The sequence below is a fragment of the Verrucomicrobiota bacterium genome (assembly GCA_016200005.1).
In the GTDB taxonomy this organism is placed as follows: domain Bacteria; phylum Verrucomicrobiota; class Verrucomicrobiia; order Limisphaerales; family PALSA-1396; genus PALSA-1396.
The window spans coordinates 92,981-110,604 of sequence record JACQFP010000026.1 but is presented as its reverse complement, the minus strand read 5'-3'; the positions used below and the strand labels follow the sequence as shown (position 1 = coordinate 110,604).

17 protein-coding genes are annotated in these 17,624 nt (G+C 58.8%); 5 read left to right on the top strand and 12 right to left on the bottom strand.

Features of this window, described 5'->3' with window-relative positions:
- Positions 1-54 precede the first annotated feature (54 nt).
- The 7 genes from HY298_09850 to HY298_09820 are packed head-to-tail and all read right to left on the bottom strand — an operon-like array spanning position 55 to position 8,106.
- Entirely contained in the window at positions 55-687 is a 633-nt protein-coding gene (locus tag HY298_09850; protein MBI3850556.1) for an outer membrane lipoprotein carrier protein LolA, read from the bottom strand.
- 53 nt (positions 688-740) lie between these two features.
- A complete protein-coding gene (locus tag HY298_09845; protein MBI3850555.1) occupies positions 741-1,757 on the bottom strand; it encodes a lysophospholipid acyltransferase family protein in 1,017 nt (338 codons plus the stop codon).
- Between the two features lie 2 nt (positions 1,758-1,759).
- Positions 1,760-4,162: an MMPL family transporter gene (locus HY298_09840; GenBank protein MBI3850554.1), complete on the bottom strand. Its 2,403-nt coding sequence runs from the start codon at positions 4,160-4,162 to the stop codon at positions 1,760-1,762.
- Positions 4,163-4,194: 32 nt separating this feature from the next.
- Positions 4,195-4,680 (bottom strand): hypothetical protein, encoded by a 486-nt coding sequence (locus HY298_09835; protein ID MBI3850553.1) that lies wholly within the window; start codon positions 4,678-4,680, stop codon positions 4,195-4,197.
- 21 nt (positions 4,681-4,701) lie between these two features.
- A complete protein-coding gene (locus HY298_09830; protein MBI3850552.1) occupies positions 4,702-5,991 on the bottom strand; it encodes a glycosyltransferase family 4 protein in 1,290 nt (429 codons plus the stop codon).
- Between the two features lie 3 nt (positions 5,992-5,994).
- Positions 5,995-6,681 carry a TrkA family potassium uptake protein gene (locus tag HY298_09825; GenBank protein ID MBI3850551.1) on the bottom strand — a complete coding sequence of 229 codons (687 nt, stop codon included), beginning with the start codon at positions 6,679-6,681 and terminating at the stop codon, positions 5,995-5,997.
- Between the two features lie 15 nt (positions 6,682-6,696).
- A complete protein-coding gene (locus HY298_09820; protein ID MBI3850550.1) occupies positions 6,697-8,106 on the bottom strand; it encodes a potassium transporter TrkH in 1,410 nt (469 codons plus the stop codon).
- A gap of 225 nt (positions 8,107-8,331) precedes the next feature.
- On the opposite strand from HY298_09820, the gene HY298_09815 reads away from it, so the two are divergent.
- Positions 8,332-10,086 (top strand): sugar phosphorylase, encoded by a 1,755-nt coding sequence (locus HY298_09815; GenBank protein ID MBI3850549.1) that lies wholly within the window; start codon positions 8,332-8,334, stop codon positions 10,084-10,086.
- Positions 10,087-10,213: 127 nt separating this feature from the next.
- Here the strand turns inward: HY298_09815 and HY298_09810 are convergent, their stop codons facing one another.
- The 3 genes from HY298_09810 to HY298_09800 form a co-directional block, all read right to left on the bottom strand.
- Positions 10,214-10,576 (bottom strand): STAS/SEC14 domain-containing protein, encoded by a 363-nt coding sequence (locus HY298_09810; protein ID MBI3850548.1) that lies wholly within the window; start codon positions 10,574-10,576, stop codon positions 10,214-10,216.
- Positions 10,577-10,681: 105 nt separating this feature from the next.
- Positions 10,682-11,434, bottom strand: coding sequence for an HAD family hydrolase (locus tag HY298_09805; GenBank protein MBI3850547.1), 753 nt, complete (start codon positions 11,432-11,434; stop codon positions 10,682-10,684).
- Positions 11,416-13,035 (bottom strand): glycosyltransferase family 4 protein, encoded by a 1,620-nt coding sequence (locus HY298_09800; protein MBI3850546.1) that lies wholly within the window; start codon positions 13,033-13,035, stop codon positions 11,416-11,418. The genes HY298_09805 and HY298_09800 overlap by 19 nt, the downstream gene beginning before the upstream one ends.
- Before the next feature lie 190 nt (positions 13,036-13,225).
- Between HY298_09800 and HY298_09795 the strand changes: the two genes are divergently transcribed.
- Positions 13,226-14,434, top strand: coding sequence for a glycosyl transferase (locus HY298_09795; protein ID MBI3850545.1), 1,209 nt, complete (start codon positions 13,226-13,228; stop codon positions 14,432-14,434).
- 93 nt (positions 14,435-14,527) lie between these two features.
- Here HY298_09795 and HY298_09790 read toward each other — a convergent pair whose 3' ends face one another.
- Together HY298_09790 and HY298_09785 are read right to left on the bottom strand one after the other, a co-directional pair.
- The gene (locus HY298_09790; protein ID MBI3850544.1) at positions 14,528-15,835 is read right to left on the bottom strand and encodes a sodium:proton antiporter; all 1,308 of its coding nucleotides are present in this window, start codon (positions 15,833-15,835) and stop codon (positions 14,528-14,530) included.
- 4 nt (positions 15,836-15,839) lie between these two features.
- Positions 15,840-16,739, bottom strand: a complete 900-nt coding sequence (locus tag HY298_09785) for a LysR family transcriptional regulator (protein ID MBI3850543.1) — start codon at positions 16,737-16,739, stop codon at positions 15,840-15,842.
- 84 nt (positions 16,740-16,823) lie between these two features.
- On the opposite strand from HY298_09785, the gene HY298_09780 reads away from it, so the two are divergent.
- Genes HY298_09780 through HY298_09770 form a run of 3 tightly spaced genes read left to right on the top strand, consistent with a single transcriptional unit; the run spans position 16,824 to position 17,608 of the window.
- Positions 16,824-17,063, top strand: coding sequence for a hypothetical protein (locus HY298_09780; protein MBI3850542.1), 240 nt, complete (start codon positions 16,824-16,826; stop codon positions 17,061-17,063).
- A gap of 24 nt (positions 17,064-17,087) precedes the next feature.
- A complete protein-coding gene (locus HY298_09775) occupies positions 17,088-17,249 on the top strand; it encodes a hypothetical protein (GenBank protein MBI3850541.1) in 162 nt (53 codons plus the stop codon).
- Entirely contained in the window at positions 17,246-17,608 is a 363-nt protein-coding gene (locus tag HY298_09770; GenBank protein MBI3850540.1) for an HPF/RaiA family ribosome-associated protein, read from the top strand. Before HY298_09775 ends, HY298_09770 begins: the two co-directional genes overlap by 4 nt.
- Positions 17,609-17,624 lie beyond the last annotated feature (16 nt).

Genomic DNA, 17,624 nt, shown 5'->3' with positions numbered 1-17,624 from the left:
GTTGCCCACGAGCGGTATGCCGCAGCCGGACGTCATTCGCCAACACTCCCAACGTTACTTTTGCTTCAGAGGTTCGACGATTTTGTAATCCTCATTGAGCTTGGGCGCGAACAACCCTTCGTCCACTTTTTCGTTTAACTTTGGGTTCTGGAAATCGTTGCGCATGGTCGAGTGGTCGGCAAATTCGAGTTCTGTGGCGCGCAAAGCAAAATCGTTTGTGGCAAAGGCGATCTTGATTTGGGGCATCATGCGGCGCGCGGCAGCGGATTTGGGTTGCAGGGTGAGTTCGTAGATTTCATTCGTCGAGACTTGCGACAGAATCCGAAACTGGAATTCCATTTCGGCTTTGCTGCGCGGGAAACCGGCTTCGAGCAAGGCGAGTGCGTCACGCCATGGGCCGGTTTGATTGCTCGTGAGCGGATAACGCTCGGCGCGTTTCAGGCGCGGGTAGATTACCAGCATTTGTTCAGGCTGGCGGACGGCGATGGTTTGTGCGGGGTTGCCGAGTTCCCAGCGGAAGCGATTTGGCGCGGCGAACCAGACGTGACCGGTGGCAGTCAAAGGCTGGGTCAACGATTTCAGCGTGCGCGTTTGAATGAAATCCGCCATCCAGGTTTGAATGTTGGTTTGGGCATTGAACCAGGCGTTTAGCAGCGAATTCGTGTCAGCAGCTCGGGCCGACATCATGCCTGCAACAAATAAGGCGGCGGCGGTCCAGCCTAGGCGCTGGAGTTCACGCTTCAGCGTGTCAAAACGGTTGGCGTGGCAGCCTGAAGGCTGGACTCCAACGTCGGCCAGATGGGAACAAAGTGATACCATTGATCGACATGTTGGCGAATGGCGGGTTCAAAAGCACGCATGATTTCCTGGGTCAATTGCCGGCGCGCGTCGCGTTCCCGAAGCGCGGCGCGCTCGTAAGGAATTGTCGGCAAAATATTCGCAGCATACCCTCGTTCATTGCGTGGCAGATAGACCGGCAACAAGAGGCAGCCCGAAGCGCGCGCCAGTTCGGCCGCGGCAATCGAAGCCGCAAATGGCCGGCCAAATAGTTCCACCGTCACGGCGCTTGTTGGGGGCGGACGGTCCACCAGCAGAGCCACGGTGGCACCGCCTTCCAACCGACGGATCACATCCACAATCGCAAATGGGTCTTCACCAATCACCAGTGTCTCGATGCCCCACCTGGCCCGCGACGCCTGACGCATTTCAGTCAATCCGCTTCCCGGCTCGACGAGGGTGATGACCTGAAGCTGGTAACCGCGTTGGGTCAGCAGCGGCGCGCCGAATTCCCAATTGCCCAGATGCGGGGTGAGCAACAGCACGCCGCGTTTTTCTTTCTGCGCATCAACAAAGTGTTCCCACCCGGTCAACTCAGTAAACATGTCTGCCACAGGGAGACCGGCTTCGAAACGCAAAAGGTCGGTGAGTTTCAAGGCAAATTGTTGAAACAGTGCGCGACTCATTCGTTCCGCAGCAGCGCGGTCGTTGTGCAACGCCGGCAGGAGGTTTTGAACGACAATCTCGCGTCGCTCGGGACGGACGAAGGCATAAATTCGCATCACCGTTTGAGCAAGGCCGGCGCAGAAGGCGTGCGGCAGCGCGCGCGCCAGCATCAAACCGAGCCGCCACAATCCTGCGCGGTAGAGAAAGGAAGGGCGGACCAATGGCGAATCGCTCCTGACTGGCCCGTTCGCGGGGAGCGACGGGGCCGGCTGGGTTCGCAGATGGGCGTTCGAAGATATGGGTTCGACGTTCAAAATTACCGTCCGATCTTTTTCCGGCCCGCGATGGACCGCCACCAAACCGGCAGGAGATAAATCGCCGTGAGCATCGCGCAGAGGATGCCGATTGAACAAACCTGACCGAGACTTGCCAACCCGGCGTTGTTGGACCACGACAGCGAACCAAACCCGGCTACCGTCGTGCCGCCGCAGAGAAACAAAGCGCGCCCGATGCTGTGGCGCACCAATCGGATGTCGCCGCCGTGTCGTCGCAAGGCCAGTTGCATGTGAATACTGTAATCCACTCCGGCGCCAAGAAGCAACGGCAGCGCCATCAGGTTCAGCAAATTCCATGACCAACCCGCCAGATCCATGACGACGTAGAGACAAAGCCCGCTGAATAACAGCGTGCCCAGACTCAACACGACTTCGCTAAACCGACGATACGCCAGCCACAACGAAATCAACAGCAGCGCCAACATCGGCAGAAGAACTTTTGGCAAATCGGCTTTGACGAGGTCGAACATCGATGCGCCGAGCAGTTCCCAGCCGGAAAGCAGGATGCCGTCGCGGAAAAGTTGAGAGTTGAGAGTGGAGAGTTGAGAGTTGGCGGCGGTGGAGATGTTAGTCGCGGGATAAACCAATCCCAGCGCAAGCAATTCGTCCGGGCGGCGGGCGGTCAATTTGCTCAACACCCAATGGCTGCTGTGATTTGTCGGCCAGAAAACATTGGTTTGCGAAAGGGCTTGCTGCCAGGTGTCAAAAAGGTTTTCAGTCAACGCGAAGGAATTGCTGGTGAATCCGTGAGCCAGCGCGGCGTTGCGAAGCGTTTCCTTTTGGCGAAGCAAATGTTCGGCGGCGGCGCGATTGGCTTGTTGGTATTCAGGGCGCGGCCAGAGTGTGGTGGCCAGCGTGAAACTGCGGATGAGTTGGTTCGAAACGGCGCCGGTCAGAACAGTTTTCGCCTGCTCCAGTCGGCGAGCGACTTCAGTTTCGCTTCGCCCCGGAACGAGAATCCAAAGCGGTTCTTGCGCGCGGCCCAGGTTCGCTTTGATTTCTTCAAGGGCGGCGTAAGCCGGACTGTTGCGAGGTCGCAGCGCGTCGGCGGTATGGTCGAAGGCCGGTCGCTCTTTCGCCAACACCAAAATGGCGATGAGCAGAATCAAGCCGGTGATTCCCCAAATGACCCACGGGGAATTCAAGGCGAAGGAAATGGCGTTCCGGCCGGCGGGCTGTGTCTGATGGGAAATGGCTTCTGACGGCGGTTGACCAAGTTCGCCACGCGTTCCCAACAAGGGCGGCAGATACGCAAAGAGCATGACCACGGCCGCCAGCGCAACGCCGATGGCAACCAGCGAACCCAGTTGCGCCAATCCGGGCAAACCGCTGAGATTCAAAATCAGAAACGCGCCGGCCGTCGTGACCGCCGACCAGAGGATGCTCGGAGCAATGTCGCGACGCAGCTTTTGCGCGGTCGCGTTTCGGTCAGACTGCGCTTCCTGATAAAGCACCAGTCCGTAGTCCACCGCCAGGCCGAGCAAGATGGCGGCAAATCCCATGCTGACGACGTTAATTGTTCGGAAAAGCAAACCGCCCAATGCCGTCGTGTCGCCGAGAATCAAGGCAAGCAGAGTCAACAACCATAGCAACGGACGCCAACGCCGGTGCGCCCACCAGAACAGCAGCGCAATGATCACCATCGTCCCGCCCACGGAAGCGAGCATGTCGTGCTCCATGCCGCCCGCGATCTCGGCTACGAACGCCGGCCGGCCCGTGTAACGCACCACCACATCGTCCGCCAGTTGTCCCGCGGCGCGAGTGTTGGCGACAATGACCTTGATCGAATTCAACCAAGCCAGGCATTCGCGATAGCTGGCGAGTTCAGTGGTGGCTTCGACAAAAACGATACGAAAGGTGCCGTCCCCGGAGGAAAAGAATTCCTGACCCGAGCCCAGCGAAGGAGTGGATGCCATCGCACCATCCGGCAGTTGCATCAAATTGTAAGGATCGTAACCGCGCAGAGCGATTTCATTGGGCGAAAGCGACGTGGCAAGGGCATCACGGGCTTCGTTTAAGATGTTAGTCAGGTTTTCGCCGGCGAGGCGGTTGGTAAGTTGGCCGAAAATGTCGGGTGGTTGATTGAGCCAGAGGAAGGCGACCAGCTCGGCAGACTGACCGGGACTTTCCAGCCACGGCGGTTGCCAGTTGGCATCGGCAACCAGATTGGTCGCTGCTCGCAATGCGGTGGTGATGGCGCGGGCGGAGGATTCGGCTTGTTCGGCATCGGCCGATTTTATGGTGACGATCAGTTCGCGGGCATTCGAAAAGTTTTGCTGGTAAAGTTTGAGTCCTTGAACGACCGGGGATTTACCAGGCAGGAGGTCAAGCACTTCGACATCAAACCGAAGGCGGACCAGGCCGATGCCGATCGGGATGAGCATGAATAACCAGAGCCAGTGGCGCGACTTGCGGGTCATTCGGTGAAGTAACCTTCCAACAACTCGCCCGATGCGCGGTTTTCCAATCGCCAGCGGTGATTTTCCAGACGTTGCCAGGACCACGGTTTGGGCGGCGCCATTCCCGAAAGGCAGCGCGGTAACTGTAACCAGATTAATCGCAGTGGCGGGTTGCCGTGGCCGGAATACGTTTTGTTGTTGGGCACGAATTGAGCCTGCCAAGAGTTGGTGCCGGTCTGGGCGACGACGAACGGCAGGGGAGTTTTCGTGAACTGCACGAAGCTGCGTCCGTCGATGTGGGTGGCGACGAGCAGTTCGCCGGAGATTTCCGGAGCGTTAGTTCGAGCGCGCCAAACGGCCTGTCCCTGGCGCGTTGTCCAACCCGCCGCCGCTAAATTGGCGGGAGGCAACCGCATCGTGGACTGGCAACCTGTCAGGCCGGCCACCCCGAGCAGGAAAACAGAGTAAAGCTGGAGATTGGCAGCGTAATTGTTTTTGAACATATTGCGCATGTTAGCGGTGTTTCACACGCCTTCGCCGAAGAGGTTTGCCAATCGCGCAACGAGTTTGCGTCGGGCGACCGAGTAGGAGAAATACTTGACGCCCAGTCCGTGGTTCGTCTTTGCCCATTCCTCACGCAATGCGGCGTTCTGGAGAATCTCCTGTGTCTGCTCAACGATGTCTTTGGTGACCAGTTGCGTCATTTCGATGGTCTTGAAACCTAGTGGGTCAATGTCGCGGGCATAAACGGCATACAGGTTTACCACCACCGGCTTTCCGAAATAGATGGCTTCGAGAAAGGCATTGCCGAAACCCTCGTAATGGCTGGGATACGTCACGAGGTCTGCGTGCGGGTAAATGTCGAATAGCGTGTAAACCTTCCTCCCTTCGGCGTTCGTGCCCCGCGTTTCGCCCACGCGGTCCGCAATGAAGCGCACATCAATGCCCGCATCGGTGATGCGGTCGTTGAGCATGGCCATGTAGGCGCTGCCTTCGTCGCCAGCGGGATGGGAAATGACGAGCTTGGCGCGCGGGTCTTTGAGGCGGCGCACCAGTTCAATGGCGTGCTCGATGCCTTTGCGCTGCACTACGCGCGTCGGTTGCAAGATGAACCAGTCATCCTCTTTGAGGCCGATTTCCCGGCGGAGGTCGCGGTTGTAGTCGTCGAAGCCGCGGGGCGGCGTTTCAAAATCCAGCACGTTGGGGATGACCTGGGAGGGAATGCCATAACGGCGGGCGAGTTCCTTCTGCGCCATCGAATTGATGACGACGTGCTCCATCCCGTAAAGCAAGGGCGGGAACGCCGCCTGGAGGTAGTCGTTGACGGCGTTGAGCGTGAACCGTTCGCGTTCCCACGCGAAGTCGTGATGGTGGGCGATGACGGGGAGCGTGGTTTCGGCGATGACCTCGGTCATGGCGAGGCCGAGCGGAACGTGCATGGGAATCGCGAGGATGTTTTCGGGAATCAAGACTTCCAACTGGAATTTCTCGATGAAGCGGTAAAGGTCGTCCTTGAGTTGTTCCTTCAAACTCTGGATTTGATTGGTGATGGCACGTGTGCGGAAGGCGACGCCAAAGAGTTTGGCCTGAACCTCCGCCACTGCGGGACGGTTGAAGTAGGCGAGAGGAGCAAGAAGACTGACTTCCGGCGGCACGTCGAGCATGCCGGCCATCCAAAAGCACGAGTGGCCCAAACCCGAAAGGATGTCCGCCCATTTACGCGCTTCGAGAGTCACGCCATCCGTGCCTTGAAAGCGCGTTGAGATGAAGCCGATGCGCTTCGGTGCGCCGGTGGTTGGAATGCTGGTGCTCATGAGTCAAGTCGCGGCTGATTCCTCTCCGCATTCACGCTCAAAGCGGTTCAAGTTCTCGCGCCGTCCGGAAACGAACAACATGTCGCCCCGGAGTATCGCACGGTCGGGCGTCGGTTCGATTGCCATCGTCTCACCCCTCGCATCGGTGCGCGTCAGGAGGACAACATTCACGCGATAGTGGTCGCGCAGCGCAGCTTCCGCCAGAGTCTTGCTGTGCAGTGGCGGGCCAACCCGGATTTGTGCCAGTTGATGATCGCCGCACAACTGCTGCCGGTCGCTGCCGGCATTGTCACGCAACCGTTCCGCCAGCCGGTAAGCCATATCGCGGGTGGGCAACACCACGAGGTCCGCGCCGAGCTTTTCGAGCACCGTGGCGTGCCGGGCGTCGAGCGCGCGGCAGATGAGTTTCTTCACCTTGAGTTCCTTGAGCAAGAGCGTGGTCAGGATGCTGCCCTGCATGTTCTCGCCGATGCTCACGACCACGGCATCGGCGTCCTGCACACCGGCTTCCTTGAGTGCGTGCTGGTCTTCCGCGTCCATTTCGACCGCGTGAAAACCGTCCTGCACCAAGTCCTCCACGCGATCGGGGTTCTTGTCGGCCAGCACGATTTCGCTGCCGAACTCGGACAGCCGCGTGGCCAGATGCGCTCCGAACCGGCCTGCGCCAATGATAAAAATGCGTTGTGCCATGAGATTTTTCCTTCTTCAACCGAGCGACAGTTCCTCGCGCGGCTGCCGGACCAGCAGCGGGTTAGCCGGACGCGCCAGATACACCCCCAGCACCAGCGGCGCAATGCGGCCCACGAACATGAGCGCGATGATAACGACCTTTCCCGCGGCAGTCAAAAGCGGTGTCACCCCCGTGCTCAACCCGACTGTGCCGAACGCGGACACAGCCTCGAACACCAACGCCAGCCAGTGTTGGTTTGTCTGTGATGCCGGACGTGCGTCCTCGAAGACCATCAATAATGCCACGCCCGTCACCACGCAAGCGATCCCGAGCAGTGCCAGCATCGTGGCAACGAATGAAACCTTGGGTGGCAATCGACGATTCCAGAACTGAATTTCGCCACGCCGCCGCAACGCCGACCAGGCGGTCAGGAGCAGCACCACGAACGTCACGGTCTTAATGCCGCCCGCCATTGAGCCGGGCGCACCGCCGATGAACATCAATCCCAGCGTGGCCAGCAAGGTGGGTGGATTCATCTGCCCCACGTCCACGACATTGAACCCAGCCGTGCGCGACATCGCGGAATGAAAGAAGGACCAGGACGCCTGTTCGCCCACCGTGGCGTGCTTGAGGGTATCGTTGGATTCAAACACCCAGGCTGCGATGCCGCCCACCAGCAGCAACGCCACTGCCGAGAGGATTGAGAGCCGGGTCTGCATGGTGAGCCGTCCGCGCCGACGCGGATCGCGCCGCCAAAAATAGTAATAGCGCAGATTGATCAGTGTCATCAGGCCGATGCCGCCCGCGATGACGAGCGCGGAAATTATAGCCAGCACGCCGGGATACGCCCGCCAGCGGGCCATGCCTTCCGGGTAGATCGAGATGCCGGCGTTGCAGAACGCGCTCACCGAATGGAACACGGCTTCCCACAGCGTCTGCCAGTCATTTGTTTCCGGCTGCGCCTGCGACATCAGCGTGAACAACACCACCGCCCCAGCCAGTTCCAAGACTAGGACGAACACACAGGCGTAGACGAATACGTCCAGTGCTCGCACCTGGCGCAACCGGCCCACGGTCGCGTGAATAGTTTGCTCATCGGAAAGCGACAGCCGATTGCCACTGAGGAGAACGAGTGAAATGCTCGCCGTGAAAATGCCGAGGCCGCCAACCTGGATGAGTAGCATCAGCACGGCTTGTCCGAATCCGTTGAATGTCGCCGCCACGTTCACCGTGGTCAGGCCGGTCACACACGTTGCCGACGTGGCCAAGAACAAAGAGTCCAACCAACTCAGGGAATGGCCGGGCTTCTGCGCCCATGGAAGCGTCAATAGCATCGCGCCCACGAGAATAATCGTGGCGAAGCCCATCGGCACGAGGCGCAAGTCCACTTCCTTGCGGCGCTGCGCCGGAACGAAAGGAGCGGCATGATCGTTTGCTTGTGACATTGATTTAGATTACACGAGCGCGGGCAGGCCAAGTTTGCGACAAACATCCGGCACGGCCATGAGCAGCAGCAGCAGACCGATGATGATTTCAATGTTACTCATTGAGTGGTGGCGGCCAACGCGCTGACAGATTAGCCGGCGCAGGCGGCGGTTGGCAATGCACACCGGCTGACGAATTTCAATCCGAGCCTTTACGCCGCGTGGCTGTTGGCTAGAATTCAAGATGTGAATTCAGTGCCGGACACAGCCTCGCCACGGCCGAGAATAGACGCTCTGCTGCGTTTGCTTTATGGCGAATCGGTCGGCGGGCACATCGCCGCGCAACTCGCGGACTTGATCGCTGGCAAACGCACCAAACAAGAGTCGCCGCGAAAAACCGCCGCGCTTTCTGAGCGCGACGCCCTGCTCATCACCTACGCGGATCAAGTACGCGAGGACGGCATCGCCCCGCTGCGAACCCTCGCGTCGTTTTGCGAGAATCAACTTGCCGACGTTTTCAGCGGCATTCACATCCTGCCGTTCTATCCGTGGTCCTCGGATGATGGATTTTCGGTGAAGGATTTTTTCGCGGTTGATCCGGTGCTTGGCGATTGGACCGACATTGACCGGCTCGGTCAACGTTTTGACCTTATGTTCGACGCCGTCTTTAATCACATGTCGGCTCAGGGAAAATGGTTTCAATGCTTCCTCCAAGGCGACCCGCAATTCCGGGATTTTTTTATCACGGTCGAAGGAATTCCTGATCTGTCGCAAGTTGTCCGCCCGCGCGCGTTACCCTTGCTGACGGAATTCCAAACCGCGGCCGGGCCGAAAAAGGTTTGGACGACGTTCAGCGCCGACCAGGTGGATTTGAATTTCAAAAATCCAGACGTATTACTTGCCGTGATGGACGCGCTGCTGTTTTACGTGGCACACGGCGCGCGCTTCATCCGGTTGGATGCCATCGCGTATCTGTGGAAGGAAATCGGCACGTCGTGCATCCATCTGCCGCAGACGCATCGTGTCATCCAACTGATGCGGGCCGTGCTCGATGAAGTCGCTCCGGATGTGTTGCTGATCACGGAAACCAACGTGCCGCACGCCGACAACATCTCTTATTTCGGCGACGGCACCAATGAAGCGCAACTGGTTTACAACTTTGCCCTGCCGCCGTTGGTGCTGCATTCACTGGCCACCGGCAACTCGGTGAAACTCACGCGTTGGGCGCAATCACTCCCGCTGCCGTCCGACCGAGTCGCTTTCTTCAATTTCCTCGCATCGCACGATGGCATTGGCGTAAATCCCGCGCGCGGCATTCTCACTGAAGTGGAAATCGCAGCGCTGGTTGAACGCGCGCAGAGGCATGGAGGATTTGTTTCGTACAAACAAAATCGAGATGGTTCAAAGAGTCCATACGAAATGAACATTAACTATTTTGACGCGCTCTCGAATCCGGCGGCGGACGAATCGTTGGAAACGCAGGTTGACCGCTTCATCGTCGCGCACGCAGTCCTGCTCGCGCTTGCTGGCGTACCGGCCTTATACTTTCACTCGCTCTTCGGCTCGCGCAGCGACCGTGCCGGCGCCGACGCCACCGGAATTCCGCGGCGCATCAACCGCGAGAAACTGAAGCGCGATCAATTGGAAGATGAGTTGTCCAGCCCGCGGTCATTGCGGTCGCGCGTATTTTCCGAACTTAAAAAGGTGTTCCAAGTGCGGCGCGCGCATTCGGCGTTTCATCCCTGCGGCAGGCAGGAAGTGATTTCCTCCGACGAACGCGTTTTTGCCGTTATCCGCGTTTCGCCAGACGGCGAAGAACGGGTGCTCTGTTTGCACAATGTCGCCAACGAAACCGTGCAATGCAGATTTGAGTTGCCCGGTGCCGGATCGGAGGATAGCTTGACGGCGCTGTTGGGGGAGCAATCGTTCGAATTTACGGTCGGCGGAAGCGCGTCAACAGAATTGTCCGCTTATCAGGTCGTGTGGGCACGTTTCGAATAAGACATGCACAACGGAACTTTAAGAATGTATGACGAACTGGTGACGGCTCATGAGATTTGTCAAACCAGCTTTTGATTTCAACCCGTCATCCGCCCAGTTCTGGTTGGAAAATTAGCCCACCGGTCGTTCAATTTCCGTTGATCCAGTCGCGAGCCTGAGCAATGGCATCATGGTCAAAATAACGAATCTTGGCGGTGGTGAATGGCCGACAGAAGACGCTCATCCCTTCCTCCCATTTCTTGTCGCCCACCATCGCGAGCCGCTCGAGGTCTGAAAAATGTTTGACGTCGAACTTCACGTCGTCCCAGAGCGCGCCTGCTTTCCAGCCGTGGAAATCGACCATTTCGAACAGCACGCGAATTTTACCGTGTTGTTTGACAAGCCGCTCAAACTCAGGAATGAAGCGTTGATAATCTTCATGCGTCAGCTTGCCACTCACCCGGACTTCCAGCACGTTACTGGTGTTCTTCTCGTTCAATGTAATCGCCATAACTCGTCTCCTGCTTTTGTGTTTTTTGTCGCCAAGTCTTTGACTCCGTTTTTCGAGCCAACGTTCACACAAAGTTTATGGAACGCCCATTGCGAACCATTTCGGTCATGCAAAATTGTCTGTCTCCGTCATCCACACTTGCAACGCTTTCCAATCGCCGCCCACTTCCGTTGTGGAAAGATTCGATTCTGTATATCGCCAGGTTTTCCACCCTTCTGCGCGCGCCGGCTCGATGTCGTTGTCGAGACGGTCACCGACCATGAGGGTCTCCGCCGGTCTGATGCCGCGAGCTTCGAGCCGCGCGGTCAGGATGCGGAACACATGCGGGTCGGGTTTGCTGAAGCCGTTTTCAAATGACCAGAACCGCAGCTCGGGATCGAACATGGACAGATTCAGTCCATCACCCCGCAGTGACGTGTCGAGTTCGCGCAACGTGTAGGCTTGGGAATTGGAAGCGATGCCGAGCAGTTTCCGGTGATTGGTCATTTGGCGCAAACACTCCGCCGCGTGGTTGGCGAACCGGAGCGTGCGGCCAATTTGCATCTGGCGAAGCAGGAATTCGTCGAGCTGCTCCGCCGACAGCCGCGCGAGGTTCGGCAACGCTTCCAACACGACTATAGGCCAGACGATCTCCGGCCATCGAATTCCGCGCACCTTCGCTTCAGCGTGACGCCGCGCTATGAGCTTGCTGGTTTGCACGGAGAACTCCATCCGGTTGAGCGGCGGCGGCGTTCCCAGCATTTCCTCAAACAGTTTCAGCCAACGCGCGTCGGCGTCGCATGGGGGCGCGCCCACTTCCAGCAGCGTGCCGTACACGTCAAAGACCACGGCCCGGATTTTCAGGTTCTTGTGTTCCATAACAGCGGATAAAGATTAACCATCGCCAGTTTTTTCTCGATGAAATCAGTTTGAACTTTCACCGGCGAAATCGTCGCGCCGCGCGGCTTGGACCTCGCTGCGAGCGCGTCGAAAAACTTTTGCGCGTAAGCCTCGCCGCCCAGCCAGCGATTCGCCCCGCGCGGCCACAGCGTCACGCGCAATCGCCCCGCCTCCGCCCGTTTGTGCCACGCTTCGAGAAATGGATTCAAGGGCAAGCACGCTTCCCACGACTCGCGGATGGGACGCGCCAGCACCTCGATTTGCGCGGTCAAGCTGAGACGACTGAACGGCACAGGGCACGGGCGTTCCGCTGCAAGCACTGGCGGCAGGGAGACGAGTTCGCGAGCGAGCGAAGGCATCATTGCGCGCCAGTCGCGCAACAGTTTTGCCTGCCTCGCACGCTCGGAGCGCCAGTTGAACAAATCCGGTGTCACGAGAATTTCGTCGTATGCCTGCGGAAAGTGAAACCCGAAGCGGTTGAGATCGGGAGCGATGTTGGAAAGGCGGCGCGCGATCAGCGGTCGGTGCGCGGCGGCGGCTTCGAGGTAAGGCAGGCCAAAGCCTTCCTGAATCGAAGTGAGCAGCACGGCTTCGCTCGCCGCGAGCAACTCCGGGACGCTCGGCATGCGAGATTCGTCACCGGCCAGCACGCCAAGCCGCAAGCGCCAGTGATGTTGATGCGCCGCTCGTTCCAACGCTTTGAAGTAAGGCACTTCGTCGGCGGAACTGGCCGCGCCGGTAACCACCAGCCACGCTTCGGGCCGCAGCCAGCGTGTAAGCAACAAGGCTTCGGCGATGTTCTTTCGTCGGAGGGAGCGACACGGTAAAAGCCATACGGGCGCGTCATCATGGGCGAGGTTATTCCGCAGCCAGCGGCGCGTGTTACGAACGGTCGCCGCCGGCGGTGGTGGTGCCGGTTCAGTCAGGTTCGGTAGCCAGAGCGCGCATTTGTCGAAATGCCGGGCGAGAACGGCCGCGTCAGCATGATTGATGGCGACGTGAATGACATTGTCCGTTTGAGGGAAAACAGCGCGCGCAGACGCGGCCAGCGTGCGGAAGCCAAACCGGCGCATTTCCGGCCAGCGCGCCCAGCGGTTGTCAAACCACCAATCGTGATGATGAGCGACGAGCGGGATGTCGCGCGCGGCACAGACGAAGGCCAGTTCGCGCGCGAGGAGCAGATTGCGTCCGACGCCAAGATTGTGGGCCCAGACGAGACAGTTCCCGGCATCAGCATCGGTGAAAAGTTTTTCCAGCGCGCGGCGCAAATGCGCCGTGATGCGCCGGGGTGAAGCTCGCTGTTCAGAAAGATAATTGAACGCGCGCTCAACGAACACTTTGACCGGCACGCCGGGCAGTTGTTGTGCGAAGTGATCGTGCCATGAGCGATCCGCGCACTGGCCCGTCGCGAGCACGATGCGCGTGATGGGGCGCGGGGCTTCGCGCACCAGGTGCGGCGTGGCGAGTTCGATGATGCGCCGGATGCCGCCGGGTCGAAGGTGATAATGGACGATGACCAGCTTCACTGGATTGCAGTGTCGCCAACGCCACGCGATGGTCAATCGTTTGCTTTTATCCATGCGAACTTTTTTGAGCGATGGCTTGCGCTCTGCAATGACTGCCATGTAAGCTGCGGACCTAGCAGCAAAGGGTCTGGGAGAGCGTTCTCCTGGAGGCAAACGGGATGGTCGGGCCGCCATCCACAAACGAATTCGTCCCCGGCTTTGGCCGGTGGACGAAAACAACCCGGTCAATTGACCGCCCAAACTCATGCCAGACTTTTTTCAAACCGGCGCTGTGGCCACGTTGCACCGCCTCGGCAAACTCGACACGCCGCGGCTGGAGCGTGAGCTGGAGGAATTCGCGAAGGAAACACCCATCGCGCTGGTCCTCCCCTGTCACGTCCGCGAACTGGGCTCGCCCGCATTGCGCGGGATTGTGCGTGAACTGAAACACATTCGTTATCTCAAGCAGATTGTGGTGGGTGTGGATGGCGCGAATGCGCGGGAATGGCGTCGCGCGCGTAAGATTTTCTCCCAGCTACCGCAAAAGCCGACGCTGCTTTGGAACGATGGCCCGCGATTGCAAAAGTCGCTCAAGCAACTTGATGAGGCCGAGTTACCCACCGGCCCGGGTGGAAAAGGGCGCAACGTGTGGTTGTCCTTCGGATACGTGCTCGCCAGCGAAAAGGCGCGCATGGTGGCTGTCCATGACTGCGACATCATCACTTACAACCGCGAACTACTGGCGCGGTTGTGCTATCCCGTGGCGCATCCTGCGTTTGGCTTCGACTTTTGCAAGGGCTATTACGCACGCGTCTCGACCAAACTCAACGGCCGCGTGATGCGGCTGTTTGTCACGCCGCTGCTCCGCGCTTTGAAGAGCATCCTCGGGCCGCATCCGTTTCTGGTCTATCTGGACACGTTCCGTTATCCGTTGTCCGGCGAAGTCTCGATGGACGTGGACCTCGTGCGCCGCAATCGAATTCCCTACGATTGGGGACTCGAAGTGGGAATGTTAGCGGAAGTCTTCCGTAATTCTGCTCCGCGCGCCATTTGTCAGGCGGAACTCTGCGACAACTACGATCATAAACACCAGGAACTCTCTGCGCGCGATCCCGAGAAGGGTTTGAACCGAATGGCCGTGGACATCATGCGCTCCATTTTTCGCCGTATGGCCAGCGAAGGAATCAAACTCGATCAGGGATTGTTCGAGACCCTGCAATTTGCCTACATACGTCAGGCGGAGGACACGTTACGGGCTTACGGCGTGGATGCCGCGATGAATGGATTGACTTTTCCGCGCCACGAGGAGGAGACCGCCGTGGCTACGTTCGGTGTCAGCATTCGCGAAGCGGCACGGCGGCACGTCGAAGACCCGATGTTCTGGCCGCTGATTCCCAACTGGAATCGCGTGGAATCTGCGCTACCGAGGTTCCTCGATGAACTGAACGAAGCGGTGCGGGCGGATAACGAATAGCGGCGCGACCGTCCTCAGCCACCTTAACGATAATTGTGTGTCCGGCCGCTTGAGTTTGACCAAGGGCGGCCAACAGGGTTCACACTTGATTCATCAGAACATCCGCCACCTGGAAAAGAACAACAGCGAGATGACGACCATGAGCGGAATCAAAATCGGCAGCGCGTATTTGAGCAGGTAGGCGAAGAAGCTGGGCGTCTTCACCCTGGCCTGTTCGGCAATGGATTTGACCATGAAGTTCGGGCCGTTGCCGATGTAGGTCAGCGCGCCGAAGAAGACCGCGCCCAGCGAAATGGCGATGAGTTCATGGTCGTGCGCGGCGACGAGTTGGCGGACGTGTTCCGGGTTGTTCAAGCTCAAGTCGTGCAGTCCCATCGCTGCGGCGAGAAACGTAAGGTAGGTCGGCGCATTATCCAACGCGCCCGACAGCAGGCCGGTGAGCCAGAAGAATTTCATCTCCGAATCGAGACCCAGTTGCCCCGCGTGAATTTCCAAATAATCCAACGCCGGTACCATCGTGGCGAAAATCCCGACGAACAGCCACGCCACTTCGCGGATGGGATGAAAATTGAACGCGTTGGCTTCGTGGATGCGCTTGGGTGTAGCGAACCACGAACCGACCGCCGCTGCGACCATCAAGGCTTCACTCAACCCAACGGGCTGCTTAATGAACACTGCCGCCAGAATCACCGCCAGGAAACCGACATTGCGCCAGCCGTCGATTCTCCAAATCTCCTGCCGGGTTTCGACTTCCCGAACTTCTTGCGGTGCACGGAGAAAATTGCGGCGGTCGAGGGCATAGAAAATCGCAATCAAACCCGCGACGGCGATGGCCCAGGCCACCCAGCATTTCTGCAACACCCACCAGAACGGCACGCCTTTGATGTAGCCGAGGAACAGCGGCGGGTCGCCAATGGGCGTGAGGCAACCACCCACGTTGCTGACGATGAAGATGAAAAAGACGATATGAAACGCCGTGATGCGATACTCGTTCATCCGCATCCACGGGCGGATGAGCAGCATGGACGCGCCGGTCGTGCCGATGAGATTCGCCAGCACCGCGCCGATGAACAGGAACAGGCAGTTGACCCACGGCTTGGCTTCGCCCTTCACCTCAATGTGAATCCCACCCGCCACTATGAACAGAGAGCCGATGAGCGCCATGAAGCTCGCGTATTCGTGCGCGACGTGCAGCATCCGCGCGGCATTGCCGAGAAAGAACACGTAGTAAACTGTCGTCACCGCGCTCAAACCCACCGCGACTTTTGGAAAATGCCGCTCCCACCAATGCAGATTGATGAAGGGCATGAGCGCGATGCACAGCAGCATCAACGCAAACGGCAAGATCATCGCCGGATGCGGGTCGGCGGTGGCGGCGGCAAGCATGGTGGGTGGCATCATGCTTTCAGTCTGACAGTGCCTCTTTCGCTCCGGACGTGATGGCGACTACGGCAGGATGCGTGAGCTTGCGCTCGGGGGTGATCGCATAGAATTGCTGCTTGCAGTCATCTGTTCGCCCAATCACGCGAAAGCCAAACCGGGTGACGGTTTCCTTCGCGACCAGCGTCGGCACCGCCATGAAGCCCAAGCCGTGGAGCGCGAGGATGTGCACGAGGGCCGGGTCCTCGATTTCTCCAACCAACTGCGGGCGGAGGCCGATGGCATGAAACCACTTTTCCAGCGATCGGCGCAACCCGCTGTTTGACATTGGCAACAGTGCTGGCGCGCCATTCAATGATTTGGGAAAGCCGCGCCGGAGCTTCGCCGCCAGTCGCGGCTCTGCGCAAAACGTCACGCCGCATTCGCCCAGGAAATGATTGAACACATTGGCTGTGACGCTGCTGGAGGCCGGTTCGTCCGCAAGCACGAGGTCGAGGCGATACGCAGTGAGTTCGACCAGCATGTCCGAGACTTTGGTTTCCCAGCAGGAAACTTGCACCGGTTGTGGAAGGCGGAAGATCCGCTTAATGATTTGGTAGGTGACCAGTTTGGGCAGCGCGTCGGCAACGCCGAGACGCAGCCGCAACGGGCGTGAAGTGGGCCGCTGCTTCACCGAGTCCAACAAGTCCTGACCGATCGAAAAAATCTCCTCCGCATAGATGAACACGTGCTGGCCAGCTTCGGTGAGCGCCAATGCGCGTCCGCCGCGCCGGAAAAGTCTTTCTCCAAACACGCCTTCGAGCGCTGCAATCTGCGCGCTGATGGTGGGCTGGGAGACGTGTAGTTTTTCCGCCGCCTTCCGCAAGCCGCCTTCCTTGGCGACCACCCAGAAGTAACGCAGATGATGGAAGTTCAAGAATTCCACACGAAGATGGTATTCGCTTTAACCTTTCAGTCCATTCCAAAAGTCGTAATAGGCTAAGGGTGACGCCGCCTTTATTCTGACAAGATGAAAACTACAATCACCTTGAAAGAGTTCAGTGCCTTGTCGTCAGGCACGGTCCAGGTCAAACACGCAACCGCGCCGGCAATCCCAGAGTCGTCAGCGCAGCCGACGCCGGAGAGCATCCAGGGTTTCCATGTTCCGACGGATGGAAGTGACACAAGTATTCACGAGCTCCTGCACCGACGCTACACCGCTCCGTTCGTGAGCGCGATTCCTTACCACCGCTGGGGGCTAAACGAGTGATGCGAAAGGTGCAAACGCACTGCGATGAAAACGATCACCACATTCCAACCCGTCGGTAATGATTACTCTGATGCTCGCGGTTTCGGCGTCCATGCTGTTTTTGTTGTTGCAAGACCGAAGGACAGGCGGCGCGGAAAAGCCAGCGGGAAGAGCGCAATGAAACACACAACCCATCGAAATCCATGAAAATCCAATTCCACATTCTCGGTCTCAATCTCAACGCCAGTTCGCGCCATTGGCTGGAGCAACCGCTCGAAGGGTTGCAGAACCTCATTTCGGTTACCGCCGCTGCGGTGGTGCTCGAACAGCGGCGGGGCGACGCACCGGCCTACCGCGCGTTTGTATCGCTGGCCGTGCCCGGACCGGACATCCATGCCGAAGCGCGCGACCACACGCTGGAAGCGGCCTGGCTCAAAGTCACCACCGCCCTGCGCCAGCAAATCGAGCGGCGCAAGACCGGTCAGCAACTCCGGCACAAGGGCCACGGCCAGCATCCGTTGACGGCCGGCCGCTGGTCTGGCGCGCCGGTCGCCGGGCGGGTGTGAGGCCGGCCAATCCCCG

What these genes read in the sequence shown, in the direction of transcription:
- HY298_09850 (MBI3850556.1), bottom strand. Translation starts at nt 687, where the DNA reads ATGATGTCGGCCCGAGCTGCTGACACGAATTCGCTGCTAAACGCCTGG.
- HY298_09840 (MBI3850554.1), bottom strand. Translation starts at nt 4,162, where the DNA reads ATGCTCATCCCGATCGGCATCGGCCTGGTCCGCCTTCGGTTTGATGTC.
- HY298_09835 (MBI3850553.1), bottom strand. Translation starts at nt 4,680, where the DNA reads ATGTTCAAAAACAATTACGCTGCCAATCTCCAGCTTTACTCTGTTTTC.
- HY298_09830 (MBI3850552.1), bottom strand. Translation starts at nt 5,991, where the DNA reads ATGAGCACCAGCATTCCAACCACCGGCGCACCGAAGCGCATCGGCTTC.
- HY298_09825 (MBI3850551.1), bottom strand. Translation starts at nt 6,681, where the DNA reads ATGGCACAACGCATTTTTATCATTGGCGCAGGCCGGTTCGGAGCGCAT.
- HY298_09820 (MBI3850550.1), bottom strand. Translation starts at nt 8,106, where the DNA reads ATGTCACAAGCAAACGATCATGCCGCTCCTTTCGTTCCGGCGCAGCGC.
- HY298_09810 (MBI3850548.1), bottom strand. Translation starts at nt 10,576, where the DNA reads ATGGCGATTACATTGAACGAGAAGAACACCAGTAACGTGCTGGAAGTC.
- HY298_09805 (MBI3850547.1), bottom strand. Translation starts at nt 11,434, where the DNA reads ATGGAACACAAGAACCTGAAAATCCGGGCCGTGGTCTTTGACGTGTAC.
- HY298_09800 (MBI3850546.1), bottom strand. Translation starts at nt 13,035, where the DNA reads ATGGATAAAAGCAAACGATTGACCATCGCGTGGCGTTGGCGACACTGC.
- HY298_09795 (MBI3850545.1), top strand. Translation starts at nt 13,226, where the DNA reads ATGCCAGACTTTTTTCAAACCGGCGCTGTGGCCACGTTGCACCGCCTC.
- HY298_09790 (MBI3850544.1), bottom strand. Translation starts at nt 15,835, where the DNA reads ATGATGCCACCCACCATGCTTGCCGCCGCCACCGCCGACCCGCATCCG.
- HY298_09780 (MBI3850542.1), top strand. Translation starts at nt 16,824, where the DNA reads ATGAAAACTACAATCACCTTGAAAGAGTTCAGTGCCTTGTCGTCAGGC.
- HY298_09775 (MBI3850541.1), top strand. Translation starts at nt 17,088, where the DNA reads ATGAAAACGATCACCACATTCCAACCCGTCGGTAATGATTACTCTGAT.
- HY298_09770 (MBI3850540.1), top strand. Translation starts at nt 17,246, where the DNA reads ATGAAAATCCAATTCCACATTCTCGGTCTCAATCTCAACGCCAGTTCG.